Origin of the sequence: Ancylobacter sp. (assembly GCF_965249975.1) — a bacterium.
In the GTDB taxonomy this organism is placed as follows: Bacteria; Pseudomonadota; Alphaproteobacteria; order Rhizobiales; family Xanthobacteraceae; genus Ancylobacter.
The window spans coordinates 99,224-115,178 of record NZ_CBDFNE010000003.1 but is presented as its reverse complement, the minus strand read 5'-3'; the positions used below and the strand labels follow the sequence as shown (position 1 = coordinate 115,178).

General features: G+C 68.8%; 13 protein-coding genes. 9 read left to right on the top strand and 4 right to left on the bottom strand.

Going from position 1 to position 15,955, the window contains the following annotated elements; genetic code table 11:
- The first annotated feature begins 62 nt into the window (after positions 1-62).
- Together ACP2AH_RS00625 and mfd are read left to right on the top strand one after the other, a co-directional pair.
- Entirely contained in the window at positions 63-359 is a 297-nt protein-coding gene (locus tag ACP2AH_RS00625) for a succinate dehydrogenase assembly factor 2 (RefSeq protein ID WP_425104064.1), read from the top strand.
- Positions 356-3,868 (top strand): transcription-repair coupling factor, encoded by a 3,513-nt coding sequence (mfd, locus tag ACP2AH_RS00620; protein WP_425104063.1) that lies wholly within the window; start codon positions 356-358, stop codon positions 3,866-3,868. Before ACP2AH_RS00625 ends, mfd begins: the two co-directional genes overlap by 4 nt.
- 260 nt (positions 3,869-4,128) lie before the next feature.
- On the opposite strand, the gene ACP2AH_RS00615 is transcribed toward mfd, so the two are convergent.
- On the bottom strand, positions 4,129-4,434 hold the full coding sequence (locus ACP2AH_RS00615; RefSeq protein ID WP_425104062.1) for a hypothetical protein: 306 nt from the start codon (positions 4,432-4,434) through the stop codon (positions 4,129-4,131).
- A 178-nt stretch (positions 4,435-4,612) separates the two neighbouring features.
- Positions 4,613-6,313, bottom strand: coding sequence for an extracellular solute-binding protein (locus ACP2AH_RS00610; RefSeq protein WP_425104705.1), 1,701 nt, complete (start codon positions 6,311-6,313; stop codon positions 4,613-4,615).
- Positions 6,314-6,629: 316 nt separating this feature from the next.
- Between ACP2AH_RS00610 and ACP2AH_RS00605 the strand changes: the two genes are divergently transcribed.
- Entirely contained in the window at positions 6,630-7,382 is a 753-nt protein-coding gene (locus ACP2AH_RS00605; protein ID WP_425104061.1) for an invasion associated locus B family protein, read from the top strand.
- A gap of 98 nt (positions 7,383-7,480) precedes the next feature.
- Here the strand turns inward: ACP2AH_RS00605 and hspQ are convergent, their stop codons facing one another.
- Positions 7,481-7,810, bottom strand: a complete 330-nt coding sequence (hspQ, locus tag ACP2AH_RS00600; RefSeq protein ID WP_244376633.1) for a heat shock protein HspQ — start codon at positions 7,808-7,810, stop codon at positions 7,481-7,483.
- A 170-nt stretch (positions 7,811-7,980) separates the two neighbouring features.
- Between hspQ and ACP2AH_RS00595 the strand changes: the two genes are divergently transcribed.
- Positions 7,981-8,943 carry an AEC family transporter gene (locus ACP2AH_RS00595; protein ID WP_307017571.1) on the top strand — a complete coding sequence of 321 codons (963 nt, stop codon included), beginning with the start codon at positions 7,981-7,983 and terminating at the stop codon, positions 8,941-8,943.
- A gap of 32 nt (positions 8,944-8,975) precedes the next feature.
- On the opposite strand, the gene ACP2AH_RS00590 is transcribed toward ACP2AH_RS00595, so the two are convergent.
- Positions 8,976-10,187, bottom strand: a complete 1,212-nt coding sequence (locus tag ACP2AH_RS00590) for a UbiH/UbiF family hydroxylase (RefSeq protein WP_425104060.1) — start codon at positions 10,185-10,187, stop codon at positions 8,976-8,978.
- 172 nt (positions 10,188-10,359) lie between these two features.
- On the opposite strand from ACP2AH_RS00590, the gene ACP2AH_RS00585 reads away from it, so the two are divergent.
- The 5 genes from ACP2AH_RS00585 to ACP2AH_RS00565 all read left to right on the top strand — a co-directional run bounded on the left by ACP2AH_RS00585 (position 10,360) and on the right by ACP2AH_RS00565 (position 15,877).
- Positions 10,360-11,091 carry a CDP-alcohol phosphatidyltransferase family protein gene (locus tag ACP2AH_RS00585; RefSeq protein WP_421697756.1) on the top strand — a complete coding sequence of 244 codons (732 nt, stop codon included), beginning with the start codon at positions 10,360-10,362 and terminating at the stop codon, positions 11,089-11,091.
- Between the two features lie 43 nt (positions 11,092-11,134).
- Positions 11,135-12,112 carry a quinone oxidoreductase family protein gene (locus ACP2AH_RS00580; protein WP_425104059.1) on the top strand — a complete coding sequence of 326 codons (978 nt, stop codon included), beginning with the start codon at positions 11,135-11,137 and terminating at the stop codon, positions 12,110-12,112.
- Between the two features lie 217 nt (positions 12,113-12,329).
- On the top strand, positions 12,330-13,895 hold the full coding sequence (locus tag ACP2AH_RS00575; protein ID WP_425104058.1) for an ABC transporter ATP-binding protein: 1,566 nt from the start codon (positions 12,330-12,332) through the stop codon (positions 13,893-13,895).
- Positions 13,885-14,961, top strand: coding sequence for an ABC transporter permease (locus ACP2AH_RS00570; protein ID WP_425104057.1), 1,077 nt, complete (start codon positions 13,885-13,887; stop codon positions 14,959-14,961). Before ACP2AH_RS00575 ends, ACP2AH_RS00570 begins: the two co-directional genes overlap by 11 nt.
- Positions 14,954-15,877, top strand: a complete 924-nt coding sequence (locus tag ACP2AH_RS00565) for an ABC transporter permease (RefSeq protein ID WP_425104056.1) — start codon at positions 14,954-14,956, stop codon at positions 15,875-15,877. The genes ACP2AH_RS00570 and ACP2AH_RS00565 overlap by 8 nt, the downstream gene beginning before the upstream one ends.
- Positions 15,878-15,955 lie beyond the last annotated feature (78 nt).

The following is a 15,955-nucleotide window of genomic DNA, read 5'->3' as shown; positions in this document are numbered from 1 at the left end:
GCTAGAACCGGCGCCTCTTGCGCGCCGCCGCGCCCGCGTGGCCGCGAAACCGAGACCTGGACATGACCGGAACCACGCGCTCCAGCGCGGGCCTCGATGCCCGCCGCCGCCGCATCCTCTACCGCTCCTGGCATCGCGGCACCCGCGAGATGGATCTGCTGATGGGCCGCTTCGCCGATGCCTGCATCGGCGAATTGAGCGAGGACGAGGTGGAAGATTTCGAGAAGCTGATCGAGGTCGAGGATCCCGACCTGTTCGGCTGGCTCGGCAGCGGTGTGCCGTCGCCGGAGTTCGACACCCCCGTCTTTCACCGTTTCCGCCAGTTCCATCTGTCGGGCGAGGGCCTGCCGCCGATATGAAGACCGCGTTCGCCACCCTGACCTCGAAGCTCGCGCCCGGCCGCACGGTCACGCTCGCCAATGTGCCGGGCGGGATGGAGGGTCTCGTCGTCGCCGACCTCGCCCGCGCTCTGGCGGCGCAGGACAAGGCGCCCTGGCCGACGCTGATGGTGATCTGCCGCGACAGCGAGCGGATGGCGGAGCTCGAGCGGGCGCTCGGCTTCTTCGCGCCGGGCGTGGAGGTGCTGCCCTTCCCAGCCTGGGACTGCCTGCCCTATGACCGCGCCTCGCCCAACAGCGCCATCATCGCCCGACGCATGACCACGCTGGCCCGGCTCGCGCGGGTGAAGGGCCGCGAGGCCGGCACCATCCTGCTCACCACGGTGAACGCCGCGCTGCAGCGCGTGCCGAGCCGTGCGCTGATCGCCACCCAGTCCTTCTCCGCCGCGCCGGGCAACGCGCTCTCGCTGGACGAGGTGGTGAGCTGGGCGGAGATCAACGGCTTCCAGCGCACCTCCACCGTGCGCGACACCGGCGAATACGCGGTGCGCGGCGGCATTGTCGATCTGTTCCCGCCCGGCCTGCCGGCGCCGGTGCGGCTGGATTTCTTCGGCGACACGCTGGAATCGATCCGCTCCTTCGACCCCGAGACCCAGCGCACCGCCATGCAGATGCGGGCGCTCGATCTGGTGCCGATGAGCGAGGTGCAGCTCACCAGCGAGACCATGAAACGCTTCCGCATGGCCTATGTTGCCGCCTTCGGCGCGGCGCAGCGCGGCGACATGCTCTATGAAGCGGTGAGCGAGGGCCGGCGCTATCCCGGCATGGAGCACTGGCTGCCGCTGTTCCATGAGGGGCTGGACACGCTGTTCGACTACGCCCCCGACGCGCCCATCGTCATGGAAGCGCAGGACGACGAGGCCGCCGCCTCACGGCTCGACCAGATCGCCGATTATTACGACGCCCGCCGCCACGGCATGGAGCATGGCGGCGGCGCGCCCTACAAGCCGCTGCCGCCGGAGGCGCTCTATCTCACCGCCGAGGAATGGAAGGCGCGGCGCGAGGCGGCGAAGAACGTCGCGCTGTCGGCCTATGCGCTGCCCGAATCGAAGGACGTGATCGACCTCGACGGCCGCCCCGCGCGCTCCTTCGCGCCGGAGCGGGCGGACCCGGAAGCCTCGCTGTTCGAGGTGGCGGCCGCCTATCTGCGCGACCTCGCGAGAAATAAGCGCACCATCCTCGCCGCCTGGTCGGACGGCTCGCGCGACCGGCTTTCCACCGTGCTCGCCGATCACGGCCTCAAGGGCACGCAGACCGTCGGCTCGCGCGATGCGGCGGAGGCCCTGCCCAAGGGCACCATCGCGCTGGCCGTGTTCGGCATCGAAAGCGGCTTCGAGACCGACAGCCTCGCCGTCATCGGCGAGCAGGACATTCTCGGCGACCGGCTGGTGCGCCCGAAGCGCAAGGCGCGCCGGCCGCAGGACGTGATCGCGGAGCTCGGCGCGCTCACCGCCGGCGATCTCGTCGTGCATGTCGACCACGGCATCGGCCGCTTCATCGGGCTGAAGACCATCGAGGCGATGGGCGCGCCGCACGACTGCCTCGAAATCCACTATGCGGAAGGCTCCAAGCTGTTCCTGCCGGTGGAAAATCTCGAACTGCTGTCGCGCTACGGCTCGGAGGACACCGAGGCGCAGCTCGACCGGCTGGGCGGCGGCGGCTGGCAGGCGCGCAAGGCGCGGATGAAGAGCCGCATCCGCGAGATGGCGGCTGAGCTGATCAAGGTGGCGGCGCAGCGCCAGACCCAGGAGGCGCCGCGCCTCGTGCCGGCGGCAGGCCTCTATGACGAGTTCCGCGCCCGCTTCCCCTATGAGGAGACCGAGGACCAGGAAGCCGCCATCGAGGCGGTGTTCGACGATCTCGGCTCCGGCCATCCCATGGACCGGCTGGTGTGTGGCGATGTCGGCTTCGGCAAGACCGAGGTGGCTCTGCGCGCCGCCTTCGCCGTGGCGCTGAACGGCAAGCAGGTGGCGGTGGTGGTGCCGACCACGCTGCTGGCCCGCCAGCATTTCAAGACGTTTTCCGAGCGCTTCAAGGGCCTGCCCGTCGTGGTGCGGCAGGCCTCGCGGCTGGTGACCGGCAAGGAGCTTTCCGACACCAAGAAGGGGCTGGCCGACGGCACGGTGGACATCGTGGTCGGCACCCATGCGCTGCTGGGCAAGACGATTTCGTTCCGCGATCTGGGCCTCGTCATCGTCGATGAGGAGCAGCATTTCGGCGTCGGCCACAAGGAGCGGCTGAAGCAGATGCGCGCCGAGGTGCATGTGCTGACCCTGACCGCTACGCCGATTCCGCGCACGTTGCAGCTCGCCATGACCGGGGTGCGCGAACTCTCCATCATCGCCTCGCCGCCGGTGGACCGGCTGGCGGTGCGCAGCTTCATAACCCCGTTCGATGCCTTGATCGTGCGCGAGGCGCTGCTGCGCGAGCGCTATCGCGGCGGGCAGAGCTTCTATGTCTGCCCGCGCATCGAGGACCTCGCCGAGGTAAAGGACTTCCTCGACAAGAGCGTGCCGGAGGTGAAGGTCGCGGTGGCGCATGGCCAGATGGCGGCGACGCAGCTCGAAGAGATCATGTCCGCCTTCTATGACGGGCAGTTCGACGTGCTGCTCTCCACAACCATCGTCGAATCCGGCCTCGACATCCCGACCGCCAACACGCTGATCATCCACCGCGCCGACATGTTCGGCCTCGCCCAACTCTACCAGCTGCGCGGGCGCGTCGGCCGCTCCAAGACGCGCGCCTATGCCATCTTCACCCTGCCGGCGGAAAAGCAGGTGACGACGCAGGCGGACCGGCGGCTCAAGGTGTTGCAGTCGCTCGACACGCTGGGGGCGGGCTTCCAGCTCGCCAGCCACGACCTCGACATTCGCGGCGCCGGCAATCTCCTGGGCGACGAACAGTCCGGCCATATCAAGGAGGTCGGCTACGAGCTGTATCAGGAGATGCTGGAGGAGGCGATCGCCAACCTCAAGGCCGGCATCACCGCGCCGGCGGCGGATAAGTGGTCGCCCACCATCTCCATCGGTACGCCGGTCCTGATCCCCGAAGACTATGTGACCGACCTGCATGTCCGCCTCAGCCTCTATCGCCGGCTGGCCGACATGGAGACCGACGCCGAGATCGAATCCATGGGCGCGGAAATGGTCGACCGCTTCGGCACGCTGCCGGAAGAAGTGGAGCAGCTGCTCAAGCTGGTGGCGATCAAGGCGCTGTGCCGCCGCGCCAATGTGGAGAAGGTGGATGCCGGCCCGCGCGGCATGGTGCTGACCTTCCGCGACGGGCGCTTCCCCAACCCGGCCGGCTTCATCACCTATGTCGGCAAGCCGCATGTGGTGGCGAAGATGCGCCCGGACGGCAAGGTGGTGTTCTCGGAGGACTGGCCGAGCGCCAATGCGCGGCTGAAGGGCAGCGCCGGCATTCTGAAAGAACTGGCGAAGATCGCGGAGCAGGGGGCGAAGGCGGCGTGAGCCGCTTCTGGGAGGACCGTCATCCCGGCCGCAGCCGAAGGCGGAGAGCCGGGATCGTCAGAAAACTCCGTTGCGATCCCGGATAGGACCTGCGGTCCTTCCGGGATGACGGGCGATGAGTAGCCGGGCCAATGGTTCGGGAGGGCTGTCTCAGTCTCCCCTTTCACTACGTCATCCCGGCAAGGCTGCGGCTGCGGCCGGGATGACGGTGCTCTCAGCGGCAGAGGACCTTACGCACGACCGCCGCTCTCAGTCGGCTCTCACTCCAGCGGGCTTTGATAGGCGCCGTCGGTGTCGGGCATCACATCGGCATCGACATCCGAGCCCGGGCCACTGAGATTGTCATAATTGCCGCCGGCCTGGTCCATATAGTCCTGGCTCTTGTCGGAACCCGGCTTGTCCGGCAGCGGGCCGTAATCGAGATAATTCGGGTCGTTGATCGGGGGAATGGTGATCTCCAGCCCACCCTGCGCCGGCTGGTTCGGGTGCACCTCGATCGGCTGCTGCGCCCCGGCGGACAGGGTGCCCGCCACGAGCAGGGCGGCGGAGAGGACGGCGTAACGCATGGACATGGCTCCAGCACTTCATTCCTTCACGGGTCAACCGGCTCAAGCCGGCTCCCCGCGCGCATTCCGCCCCTAAGGAACAGGTGACGGCCCGGCTGTCCAGCGCTTCATGCGCCGGGCGACATGGAATTGACCGCGCGAGAGCGGCCGTCTGCCCGGTTTCCGCTGCCCGATTCCGCTAGCCCTTGGCCTGCCACCAGCTTTCCGCCAGCGTGCCCTGCAAGGCCAGCGTCTGCGGCCGTTCCACCTTGCGCCAGCGCGCCACCCACTGGCCCGGCGTGTAGAACAGCGGCACGGAGAACTGCGCGGAAATCAGTACCCGGTCCAGCGCGCGCACGGCGGAGACGAAATCCTCCTTGCCCTGCGCCGCCAGCAGCGCCTCGATCATCGCGTCCGCCGCCGGGCTCTTCAGACCCATGAAATTGCGCGTGCCGGGCGTGTCGGCGGCGGCGGAGCCGAAATAGAACGCCTGCTCATTGCCGGGGGAAAGCGACTGGTCCCAGATATAGGGCACCATGTCGTAGTCGTAATTCTGCTTGCGGGCCTCGAACTGCACATTGTCGACGAGACGGATGTCGAGCCGCACCCCGGCACGGCGCAGCATGTTCTGATAGGCGAGCGCCAGCCGTTCCTGGTCCTTGGAGCCGACGAGCAGCTCGGGCGCGAAGGGCTGGCCGGTGCTGCGGTTGCTGAGCGTGCCGGCCTTCAGGTCCCAGCCGGCGGCGGCGAAGAGATCGAGTGCCTCGCGCAGCCTTGTGCGGTCGCGCCCCGTGCCGTCGGAGCGCGGCGCCTGCCAGGTGCCGTCCAGGACCGCGGGGAGCACCGCGTCGCCATAGGGGGCGAGCAGCGCCCGCTCCCGCGCATCGGCGGGACGGCCCAGCGAGGAGAGCTCGGAATCGTCATAGAAGCTGCCATTGCGGCGGTAGAGGCCGAAATAGAGGTTCTGATTCGCCCATTCGAAATCGAACAGCGCCACCATCGCCTGCCGCACCCGCACATCCGCGAAGAGCGGGCGACGCATGTTGAAGATCAGCGCCGAATAGGGCTTGGGCGTGCCGGTGCTGATTTCCTCGGTGACGATCCGCCCGTCGCGCACGGCGGGGAAATCATAGCCGGTCTTCCAGCGGCCGGGATCGGTCTCGAAGCGTATGTCGTAGAGGCCACGCTTGAAGGCTTCAAACTGCGCATTCACATCGCGGTAGAAGTCATAGCGCAGACTGTCAAAATTGAAGTTGCCGCGATTGACCGGCAGTTCCGCGCCCCAATAGGCGGGGGAGCGGGTGAGCAGCACGCTCTCACCCGGCTTCACCTCGGTGGCGATGTAGGGCCCGCTGCCGAGCGGGGCCTTGAAGCTGGTCTGCTCGAAGGTCGCGGGATCGGTGGCGTGGCGGCCCAGCACCGGCATCAGCGCCAGGATCAGCGGCAATTCGCGGTCGACCACGGCGAAGGTGAAGCGGATGGCGAGCGGGCCGGTGACCTCCGCCCTCGCCACCTTGCCGTAATAGGTGCGGTGGTTCGGCCGTCCCTTGGCGCGCAGCAGTTCGTAGGAGAACAGCACGTCGTCGGCCGTCACCGGCGTGCCGTCGGAGAAGCGGGCGCGCGGGTCGATCTCGAAGGCGACATAGGAGCGCGCCGCGTCGGTTTCCACGCTGCGGGCGAGCAGGGCGTAGCAGGTGAAGGCCTCGTCCGGGCTGCGCGCCATCAGGCTTTCGACGATGTTCCAGCGCACGAAGGGCGGCGCGGTGCCGCGCACGATGAACGGGTTCAGGCTGTCAAACGCGCCGACCGCGCCCTGCACCAGCCGCCCGCCCTTGGGGGCGTCGGGATTGACGCAGCGGTAATGGGCGAAGCCGGGCGGGTAGAGCGGGTCGCCATGCATGGCGAGGCCGTGCCGGGGGCGGGGCGGCGGGGCGCTCTCCTGCGCGCGGGCCGGCACCGCATAGGGGTAGCCCAAGGCCGCGCCGCCGGCGATTAAGACGTTGCGCGCAAAGGCCCGCCGGGTGATACCGCTCACGCATCGGCTCCTGTTCGAGATTCGGGGCGTAGTCGCCCCCCACATCTAGCATGAACGGGACACCGATATGTCCCGGGGTCACTCTGTCGCCTCAATTGCGCTTGAGACAGCCCCACGATCGCGTTATGGCGGCGAGGCGTCCGCTGTTGTCTCTACCCGGTTCGCTCGACAGGAACTCGACATGATCCACCGCTCCACTCTCGCGCGCAGCCTGGCTGGCGCCGCCCTGGCGCTGGCCTTCGCCAGCGGCGCCGCGCTCGCCCAGACGGCGCCGGCCAAGCCGGCCGCCAAGCAACCGGCCGCTCCCGCCGCCCAGCCCGCCGCGCCGGCCAATGGCCAGCAGGCTGGCGCGCAGCAGATCCCGGCGATTCCGATTCCGTGGATGAAGCGCTGCCGGCAGGAGCCGTCGATCAACAAGGAGGTCTGCGAAATGGAGCAGACCATCATCACCGACACCGGGCAGTTCCTCGTCCGCTTCGGCGTGTTCGAGGTGCAGGACGACCCGAAGAAGGCGTTCACCGTCGCCTTCCCGACCGGCCTGCTGCTGCGCAACGGCTTCCGCGTCGCCCTCGCCAACGAACAGCCGATCCTCGGCACCTTCGTGATGTGCGACGAGCGCTTCTGCCGCGGCGACATCCAGGTCGACCAGGGCTTCATCGACCGCATGAAGAAGGCCCCCGGCCTGACGCTGCAGGTCGCCAATGCCGTCGGCCGGCTGATCTCCTACCCGATCGGGCTCGGCGATTTCGCCAAGGTCTATGACGGCCCGCAGACCGACCCGAAGGTGTTCGAGGCGCAGATCAACAAGATCCAGGAGCAGGTGAAGGCCCGCCAGGATCAGCTCAAGGCCGAGGCCGACCAGCGCGAGCAGCAGACCAAGGCCGGCCTTGAAAAGCTTGGCGCCGAAAAGCTGAAGACCGCGCCGGCCCAGTAAGGCCCGCGTTCCTCCCGATACAGAAACGCCCGGCGATGAGCCGGGCGTTTTCGTTCGGGGGGCGTTTTCGTTCGGGGCGGATGCGCAAGAGGCGCGAGCTATTGCAGCCTCTCGCTGCGCACGCGCCAGCCGCCATCGCCATCGGCCGCCAGCATTTCCGGCAGCTGCGGGTGGCGCAGCGGTTCGCCCGTGGTGTCGAGTTCCAGATTCTGCTCCGAGACATAAGCGACGTATTCCGTCTCCGCATTCTCGGCCAGCAGATGGTAAAAGGGCTGATCCTTGGTCGGGCGGATATGTTCGGGGATCGATTCCCACCACTCGTCGGTGTTGGAGAATTCCGGGTCCACGTCGAACACAACGCCCCGGAACGGGTAGTGCCGGTGCCGCACGACCTCGCCGATCCGGTATTTGGCGTTGCGCTCTTTCATCCTGGACCCGTCCGCCATACTGAAATGTCCGCCATAGGGGTGGCGCCCCCGTAGCGGGCGAGGCCGGCGCCTGTCAACGCCGCTCATGCAACCGCCATGCCTGAACCCGCCCGGCACGGGCACGCCACGTCGCCATTGACCGGGGCGCGGCGAGCCGGTAGCGAGCGCTTATGGACGAGGTCCTCGCGCTCGCGCTTCCCTTCTTCGGCGTCATTTTCCTGGGGCTGGGATGCGGCCGGCTGGCGCGCATCCCGGAAAGCGGCCTCGCCTGGCTGAGCTTCTTCATCATCTATGTCGCCCTGCCGGCGCTGTTTTACTCGCTTGTGGCGCGCACGCCGTTCCACGAACTGACCAATGGCCGATTCATCCTCGCCACCACGGCGACGACGGCGGTGTGCTTCACCCTGTCGCTTCTCGTCGGGCTCTGGCTGCGGCGCGGCAACCTGCCGGAAGCCTCCATCGCCGCCATCGTCGGCTCCTATTCCAATGTCGGCTATATGGGGCCGGGGCTGACGCTGGGCGCGCTCGGCGCCGCCGCCTCGGTGCCGACGGCGCTGATCTTCGTCTTCGACAGCCTGTTCTTCTTCACCATCGTGCCGGTGCTGATGGCGGTCGGCGGGCGCGACCGACGCGGGCTCGGCCACACGCTGCTGCTCGTGGTGCGCCGCGTGGTCACGCACCCCTTCAATGTCGCCACCTTCCTCGGCGTGCTCTCGGCCTATGCCGAATTCCATCCGCCCGCGGCGATGGAAAAGACCATGGAGTTCCTGCGCAACGCCGCCGCGCCCTGCGCGCTGTTCACGCTCGGCGTCTCGGTGGCGCTGCGGCCGATGGGCAAGATGCAGAGCGAGGTGCCATGGCTGCTGGCCATCAAGCTGGTCATCCACCCGGCGCTGGTGTGGCTGGTGCTGAGCCTCGTCGGCGGGTTCGATCCGGTGTGGATCGCCACCGCCGTGCTGATGGCGAGCCTGCCGCCGGCGCTGAACGCCTTCATCATGGCCAAGCAGTACGACACCTATGTCGCCGGCGCGTCGGGCGGCGTGCTGGTCGGCACCGTGGTCTCGGTGGCGACCGTCACCGCCATGCTCTACGCCCTGCAGCACGACATGCTGCCGCACGGCCTGCTGCAATAGCTTGGAGGGCGATTTACCGATCAGCGCATGCCCTAAAGCGGCGCCCCGGCCAGCAGGCGCGGCACGTCGCTGGTCGGCCCCACCCCCTCGCGCATCACCAGCCGCCGCAGGCCCGGCGAGCGGCCGAGCATATACAGGCCCAGCCCGCGCAGTCCGGCGACGGGGAGAAGATCGGTGAGCAGCGAGCGGTTGAACAGATCGATGGCGAAGCCGCGCGCGGCGACATCGCGGCGGCGGCGGCGCTCATAGGCCTCCGTCACCTCGGCGCCGCCAATGTCGCGCCCGGCACGCACCGCGTCGCTGGCGATCTCGGCGAGGGTGGCGGCGTCGCGGACGCCGAGATTGAGCCCCTGAGCGCCGATGGGGGGAATGATGTGGGCGGCCTCGCCAATCAGCGCGATGCGGCCGCGGGCGAAGTGCGTCGCGGTGCGCTGGCTGAGCGGGAAGCTGCCGCGCGGCGAATCGAGCCGCATCGTCCCGAGCAGCGAATGCGCCTTGCGCTCCATCTCGCGCGCGAAGGCGGCGTCATCGAGCGCCGCCAGCGCTTCCGCTTCCGCCGCCGAGACGACGCAGACGACGCTGGAGCGATTCCCGGGGAGGGGCACGAGGGTGAACGGGCCGGTGCGGGTGTGAAATTCGGTGGAAATGTCGCGATGCGGGCGGCTATGGGCGAGGGTGGCGGTGACCGCGACCTGGGGATAGGCGCGCGCGGTCACCTCGATGCCGGCCGCCTGCCGGCAAGGCGAGTTGCGCCCATCCGCGGCCGCCACCAGCGCGGCGTCCACCGGTTCGCCGATGTCGAGTTCCAGCTTCGCATGGGTGGCGCTCTCAAGGACGCTGGCGACGCCGGCCTCACGCCGTGTGATGCCGGGCGTCGCCGCCACGGCGGCGTCGAGCGCGGCGAGCAGCGCCTCGTTCTCCACATTCCAGGCGAAGCCGTCGAGCCCCAGCTCACCGGCGCGGAACTCGACCTCGGGGGCGCGGATCAGCCGGCCGGTATCGTCCACCAGCCGCATGACCCGCAGCGGCGAGGCGTTCGGGCGCAAGCGCGGCCACACGCCGAGCGCTTCCAGCGCCTTCACCGAGCCGTCCATCAGCGCCGTGGCGCGCGGATCGACCGCGCGGGGCGGGGCGATGAGCGTGACGGGCAGGCCACCCGCCGCCAGCGCCAGCGCGGCGATGAGGCCGCTGGCGCCGCCGCCGACCACCGCCGCCCGCTGTCCTGTGTGCAGTTCGGATGACATGTGAACCTCCATGTGCATCACCGGGACTATAAGCCGGACCTGGAGTGTGGGATAAGCAGCCCGGCGTGGTCTGGCAATGCGGATCGCGGCGGGCGCATGTTATATGTCAGATGTTGAAGAGGCAGGCGGCGATCCTACGGGTCGCACGGTCGGGGGAGGAGAGCCGGTGGCGATGACAACCAAGTCGCTCAGTGCGGGGCCGGCCGGACGACGCACGCTTGCTTTCGCCGTCCACATCTTCACCGCCTCCGGGGCGGTGTGCGGCCTTATGGCGCTGATGGCGGCGGTGGAAGGCCATTGGGCGATCATGTTCGCCTGGCTCGGCATCGCGCTGTTCGTCGACGGCATTGACGGCACCATGGCGCGGCGGGCGAAGGTGGGCGAGGTGCTGCCGCGCTGGTCGGGCGACACGCTGGATCTCGTGGTCGACTACCTCACCTATTGCCTCGTGCCGGCCTTCGCGGTGGCGAGCGGCGGGCTGATGCCGTTCTGGCTGGCGGTGGCGGCGAGCGCCACCATCCTGCTCACCAGCGCGCTCTATTTCGCCGACACCTCGATGAAGACCGACGACCTGTATTTCCAGGGCTTTCCGGCGGTGTGGAACGTGGTGGTGTTCTATTTCTTCCTGGTGCCGCTGAACCCGTTCGTGATCGCCGGCATCATCGCGCTGCTCGCCGTGCTGACCTTCCTGCCGATCAAGTTCGTGCATCCTTTCCGCGTCGTGCGGCTGCGGCTGGTCACCCTCGCGCTGCTGGCGCTGTGGGCGGTGCTGGCGGTGATCGCGGTGCTTGAGGACATGCGGCCGGATGTGTGGGTGACGGTGGGGCTTTGCGCTTGCGCGGTCTATTTCGCCCTGTTCGGGGTGATTCCGGTGCGCAAGCGCGCAGCCGGCCCGCAGAGCTGAGCTCCGGCGGCCTTCCCCTTTCCCTTTTCGTCAGGAGAGCACGATGGTCGTGGCGATTCGCATCCATGAAACCGGTGGACCCGAGGTCCTGCGGCTGGAAGAGGTGACGCTCGGCACGCCGGGCCCGGGCGAGGTGCGCCTGCGCCACACCGCCATCGGGCTCAACTTCATCGACACCTATTTCCGCAGCGGGCTCTACCCGGCGCCGGGCGGTTTGCCCTTCACGCCCGGCAATGAGGCGGCCGGCATCGTGCTGCAGGTCGGCGAGGGGGTGAGCGGGCTCAAGCCGGGCGACCGCGTCGCCTATGGCTCGTCGCTCGGCGCCTATTGCAGCGAGCGCATCATCTCCGCCGCGCCGCTGGTGAAGCTCCCCGATTCGATCGCCGACGAGACCGCCGCCGCGATGATGCTCAAGGGCATGACGGCGCGCTATCTGCTGCGGCAGACGCACAAGGTGAAGGCGGGCGACACGCTGCTGGTGCACGCGGCCGCGGGCGGCGTCGGGCAGATCCTGTGCCAGTGGGCAACGCATCTCGGCGCCACCGTCATCGCCACGGTGGGATCGGCGGCGAAGGCGGAGATCGCCCGCGACTGCGGCGCCGCCTATGTCATCAACTATTCCGAGGAGGACTTCGTCGCGCGGGTGAAGGACATCACCGAAGGCGCGCTGTGCGATGTCGTCTATGACGGGGTGGGGCAGGCGACCTACCCGGCCTCGCTCGACTGCATCAAGCCGCGCGGCCTGTTCGCCAGCTTCGGCAATGCCTCCGGTGCGATCAGCAATTTCAGCCTGCTGGCCCTGTCGCAGAAGGGCTCGCTCTACGCGACGCGGCCGACGCTTGCCACCCATGTCGCCACGCGCGAAGACCTGCTCGCCAATGTGGCCGACCTGTTCGAGGTGGTGTCGTCCGGCGCGGTGAAGATCCCGGTCAATCAGCGCTACCCGCTCGCCGATGCCGCCGATGCGCATCGGGACCTGGAGGCGCGGCGCACCACCGGGTCGACCGTGCTGCTGCCGTGACGGTATCTAGATCCGGCAGACTGACGCAAAACGCGCCAGTTTTCGAAATTTTCGGACCAGACTTTAGGCTTGCCCCGCGTGCCCGCCATGCCATGCTGCCGGCTCGTAACCCCTACAGCGTGCTGCGCATGACACTTTCACGCCGCCTCGTTTCCCCGACTTCACGCCCGCGCGGTGCCGGGCACCGCGGCTGTGGCCACTAGAGCGGGGCGCGGGGATGGGGGAGGCGCCGCACCGGCCGGAATCACTGCTCGAAGCGGTGGAACTCACCAAGCGCTTCGGCGCGCTGGTGGCCAATGACCATGTGAGCCTCGCCATCCGCGCCGGCGAGACGCATGCGCTGCTCGGCGAAAACGGCGCCGGCAAGTCCACGCTGGTGAAGATGATGTGCGGCCTGCTGCAGGCCGATTCGGGCGAGCTGCTCTATGAGGGCGCGCCGATCGTCTTCCCCGACCCGGCGAGTTCCCGCGCCAAGGGCGTCGGCGTCGTGTTCCAGCATTTCGCGCTGTTCGACGCGATGACCGTGGTGGAGAACGTCGCGCTCGGGCTGCCCGGCCACCAGCCGCTTTCCGTGCTCGCCGACCGCATCCACGATTGCGTGCGCCGCTATGGCCTTGCCGTCGAGCCCTATCGCCGCGTCGGCGAACTCTCCGTGGGCGAGCGCCAGCGGGTGGAAATCGTCCGCTGCCTGCTCGGCAACCCGCGCGTGCTGATCCTCGACGAGCCGACCTCGGTGCTCACCCCGGACGAATCGGAAAACCTGTTCCGCACCGTCGACGTGCTCACCGGCGAGGGCCGGGCGGTGCTGTTCATCAGCCACAAGCTGGACGAGGTGCGCCGGCTCTGCCACCGCGCCACCGTGCTGCGCGGCGGCAAGTTCATCGCCGAGGTGGATCCCAAGCGGGAATCCTCCGCCAGCCTCGCCCGGCTGATGGTGGGGGCGGAAGTGCCGCGCACGCCGCGCGTGACGACGCACGCGCTGGGCGAGCCGCGCCTGTTGGTGCGCCACCTCAACCTTCCCGGCGACGGGTCGCGCGGTTCGGCCCTGCACGACATCAATATCGAAGTGCGCGCGGGCGAGATCGTCGGCATCGCCGGCGTGGCGGGCAATGGCCAGACGGCGCTGTTCAACGTGCTGTCCGGCGAAACCCTGGTCGAGGACCAGGAGAGCATCGTCATCGACAAGGTGGCTGCCGGCGGGCTCGGCCCCACGGAGCGCCGCGCGCTCGGCGCCGGCTTCGTGCCGGAGGAGCGGCTGGGCCATGCCGCCGCCCCCGATATGCGCCTGTCCGACAATGTGCTGCTGACCACCCATGGCGACGGCGAGATCGTCACGGCGGATGTCATTCGCCGCACCACCCTGTTCGGCCGCTTCCAGAAAATCGTGAAGGGCTTCGACGTGCGCTTCGGCGGCAAGGACCCGAAGGCGCGGCGGCTTTCCGGCGGCAATCTGCAGAAATTCGTCATCGGGCGCGAAGTGCTGCGCAACCCGGTCCTCATCGTCGTCGACCAGCCGACCTGGGGCGTGGATGCCGCTGCCGCCGGCTTCATCCGCACCACGCTGCGCGAGCGCGCGGCGCAGGGCTGCGCCGTGCTGGTGGTGAGTCAGGATCTCGACGAATTGCTGGAATTCACTGACCGCATCGCGGTGATGAGCGAAGGGCGCCTCACCGCGCCGGTGCCGGTGGAAGAAACCTCGCGCGAGGCGATCGGCCTCGCCATGGGCGGCGCTCATGGCGCGCATGATGCCGACGCGGAGGGGGAGGGCCACCATGCCGCTTAGGCTCGAACGGCAGGAAAACATCTCTCCCCTGCGCCACGCGCTGGCGCCGCTGGTGGCGCTCCTCGTCACGCTGGTGGTCGGGGCTTTCATGTTCGTCGTGCTCGGCCACGATCCGGTGCGCGCCTTCGCCATCTATTTCATCGATCCTCTGGGCGATCCCTACACGCTGCAGGAACTGGTGGTGAAGGCGGCACCGCTGCTGCTGATCGGCGTCGGCCTCGCCTTCTGCTACCGCGCCAATCGCTGGAACATCGGCGCCGAGGGCCAGTATGTCGCCGGCGCCGTGCTCGGCTCCTGGCTGGCGCTGGCGACCCATGGCACCGAGGCCGGGCCGTGGGTGCTGCCGGCCATGCTGGTGCTGGGCGCCATTGGCGGGGCGCTGTGGGGGCTGATACCCGCCTTTCTGCGCGTGCGCTTCGGCTCCAGCGAAATCCTCACCAGCCTGATGCTGGTCTATGTCGCGCAACTCGGGCTGGATTATCTCGTGCGCGGCCCCTGGCGCGATCCGCAGGGCTTCAATTTCCCGCAGAGCGTGACCTTCGACGATGTGGCGCTGATGCCGCTGCTGATGGGCGAAGGGCGGCTGCATGCCGGCATCGTCATCGCGCTGCTGGCGGTGATCGCCGCCACCTTCGTGCTCGGGCGCACGCTGGTGGGCTTTTCCATCGAACTGGCCGGCTCGGCGCCGCGTGCCGCCGCCTTTGCCGGCTTCGACGAGAAGCGCGTGACCTATGGCGTGTTCGCGGTGTCCGGCGCGCTGGCGGGGCTGGCCGGCATCATCGAGGTGGCCGGGCCGATCGGCCAGCTGCAACCGACCATCTCGCCCGGCTACGGCTTCACCGCCATCATCGCTGCCATGCTCGGCCGGCTGCACCCGGTGGGCATCCTCATCGCCAGCCTCGTGCTCGCCTTGACCTATATTGGCGGCGAAGCAGCGCAGATCAGCATGCGCCTGCCCTTCGACGTGACCCGCGTGTTTCAGGGCACGCTGCTGATCGCCATTCTCGCGGCCGATGTGCTGGTGCGCTACCGCATCCGCCGGGTGGAGGGAGCGACCCATGCTTGACGTGGCCATCCTCGGCGCGGTGCTCGCCAGCATCGTGGCGGCGGCGACGACGCTGCTCATCGCCTCGCTCGGCGAACTGGTGGCGGAGCGCGCCGGCACGCTCAATCTCGGCGTCGAGGGCATGATGATCGTCGGCGCCGCCGTCGGCTATGCCACCGCCTATGGATCGGGCAGCCTGCTGCTCGGCACGCTGGCGGCGGTGCTGGCGGGGGTGCTGCTCTCGCTCGTCTTCGCCGGCCTCGCCATCTGGCTGGCGACCAACCAGGTCGCCTCCGGCCTTGCCACCACCATTCTCGGCCTCGGCGTCGCCGGGCTGATCGGCTCCAATTTCGTCGGCACCCGGCTCGACGGCGCGCCGGAACTGGTGATCCCCGGACTTACCAACCTGCCGATCATCGGCGAGGCGGTGTTCGGGCAGAATGCCTATGTCTACGCCTCGCTGGTGCTGCTCGCGGCCGTCACCTACACGCTGGCGCGCACCCGCATCGGCCTCGTGCTGCGGGCGGTGGGTGAGAACCACACGGCGGCGCATGCGCTCGGCCACCCCGTGCGCGGCATCCGCACGCTGGCGGTGATGTTCGGCGGGGCCTGCGCCGGGCTCGCCGGGGCGCATCTCTCTCTCGCCTATACGCCGTTCTGGGCCAGCGACATGACCGCCGGGCGCGGCTGGATCGCGCTGGCGCTGGTGGTATTCTCCGCCTGGCGGCCGCTCTGGCTGCTCGGCGGCGCCTATCTGTTCGGCGCGGTCTCGATCTTGCAGCTGCATGCGCAGGGGTTCGGGCTGGGCATTCCCTCGCAGCTGCTGTCGTCGCTGCCTTATCTCGCGACGATCGCGGCGCTGGTGGTGATCTCGGCGCTGAAGCACGGGCAGGGGGCGCCGGCCTCGCTGGGCGTGCCCTTCGTGCCGGACCGCTGACGACGACCACAGACCCGGCCGCGCCACGCGGCCTCCCGGTGCGCGAAGCGGTCGCGCGTGCCGGTGATCCCTCCGGCC

Excerpts from the sequence above, each read along its gene's own strand:
- ACP2AH_RS00625 (WP_425104064.1), top strand. The coding sequence starts at position 63 with ATGACCGGAACCACGCGCTCCAGCGCGGGCCTCGATGCCCGCCGCCGC.
- mfd (WP_425104063.1), top strand. The coding sequence starts at position 356 with ATGAAGACCGCGTTCGCCACCCTGACCTCGAAGCTCGCGCCCGGCCGC.
- ACP2AH_RS00615 (WP_425104062.1), bottom strand. The coding sequence starts at position 4,434 with ATGCGTTACGCCGTCCTCTCCGCCGCCCTGCTCGTGGCGGGCACCCTG.
- ACP2AH_RS00610 (WP_425104705.1), bottom strand. The coding sequence starts at position 6,313 with ATGCATGGCGACCCGCTCTACCCGCCCGGCTTCGCCCATTACCGCTGC.
- ACP2AH_RS00605 (WP_425104061.1), top strand. The coding sequence starts at position 6,630 with ATGATCCACCGCTCCACTCTCGCGCGCAGCCTGGCTGGCGCCGCCCTG.
- hspQ (WP_244376633.1), bottom strand. The coding sequence starts at position 7,810 with ATGAAAGAGCGCAACGCCAAATACCGGATCGGCGAGGTCGTGCGGCAC.
- ACP2AH_RS00595 (WP_307017571.1), top strand. The coding sequence starts at position 7,981 with ATGGACGAGGTCCTCGCGCTCGCGCTTCCCTTCTTCGGCGTCATTTTC.
- ACP2AH_RS00590 (WP_425104060.1), bottom strand. The coding sequence starts at position 10,187 with ATGTCATCCGAACTGCACACAGGACAGCGGGCGGCGGTGGTCGGCGGC.
- ACP2AH_RS00585 (WP_421697756.1), top strand. The coding sequence starts at position 10,360 with ATGACAACCAAGTCGCTCAGTGCGGGGCCGGCCGGACGACGCACGCTT.
- ACP2AH_RS00580 (WP_425104059.1), top strand. The coding sequence starts at position 11,135 with ATGGTCGTGGCGATTCGCATCCATGAAACCGGTGGACCCGAGGTCCTG.
- ACP2AH_RS00575 (WP_425104058.1), top strand. The coding sequence starts at position 12,330 with ATGGGGGAGGCGCCGCACCGGCCGGAATCACTGCTCGAAGCGGTGGAA.
- ACP2AH_RS00570 (WP_425104057.1), top strand. The coding sequence starts at position 13,885 with ATGCCGCTTAGGCTCGAACGGCAGGAAAACATCTCTCCCCTGCGCCAC.
- ACP2AH_RS00565 (WP_425104056.1), top strand. The coding sequence starts at position 14,954 with ATGCTTGACGTGGCCATCCTCGGCGCGGTGCTCGCCAGCATCGTGGCG.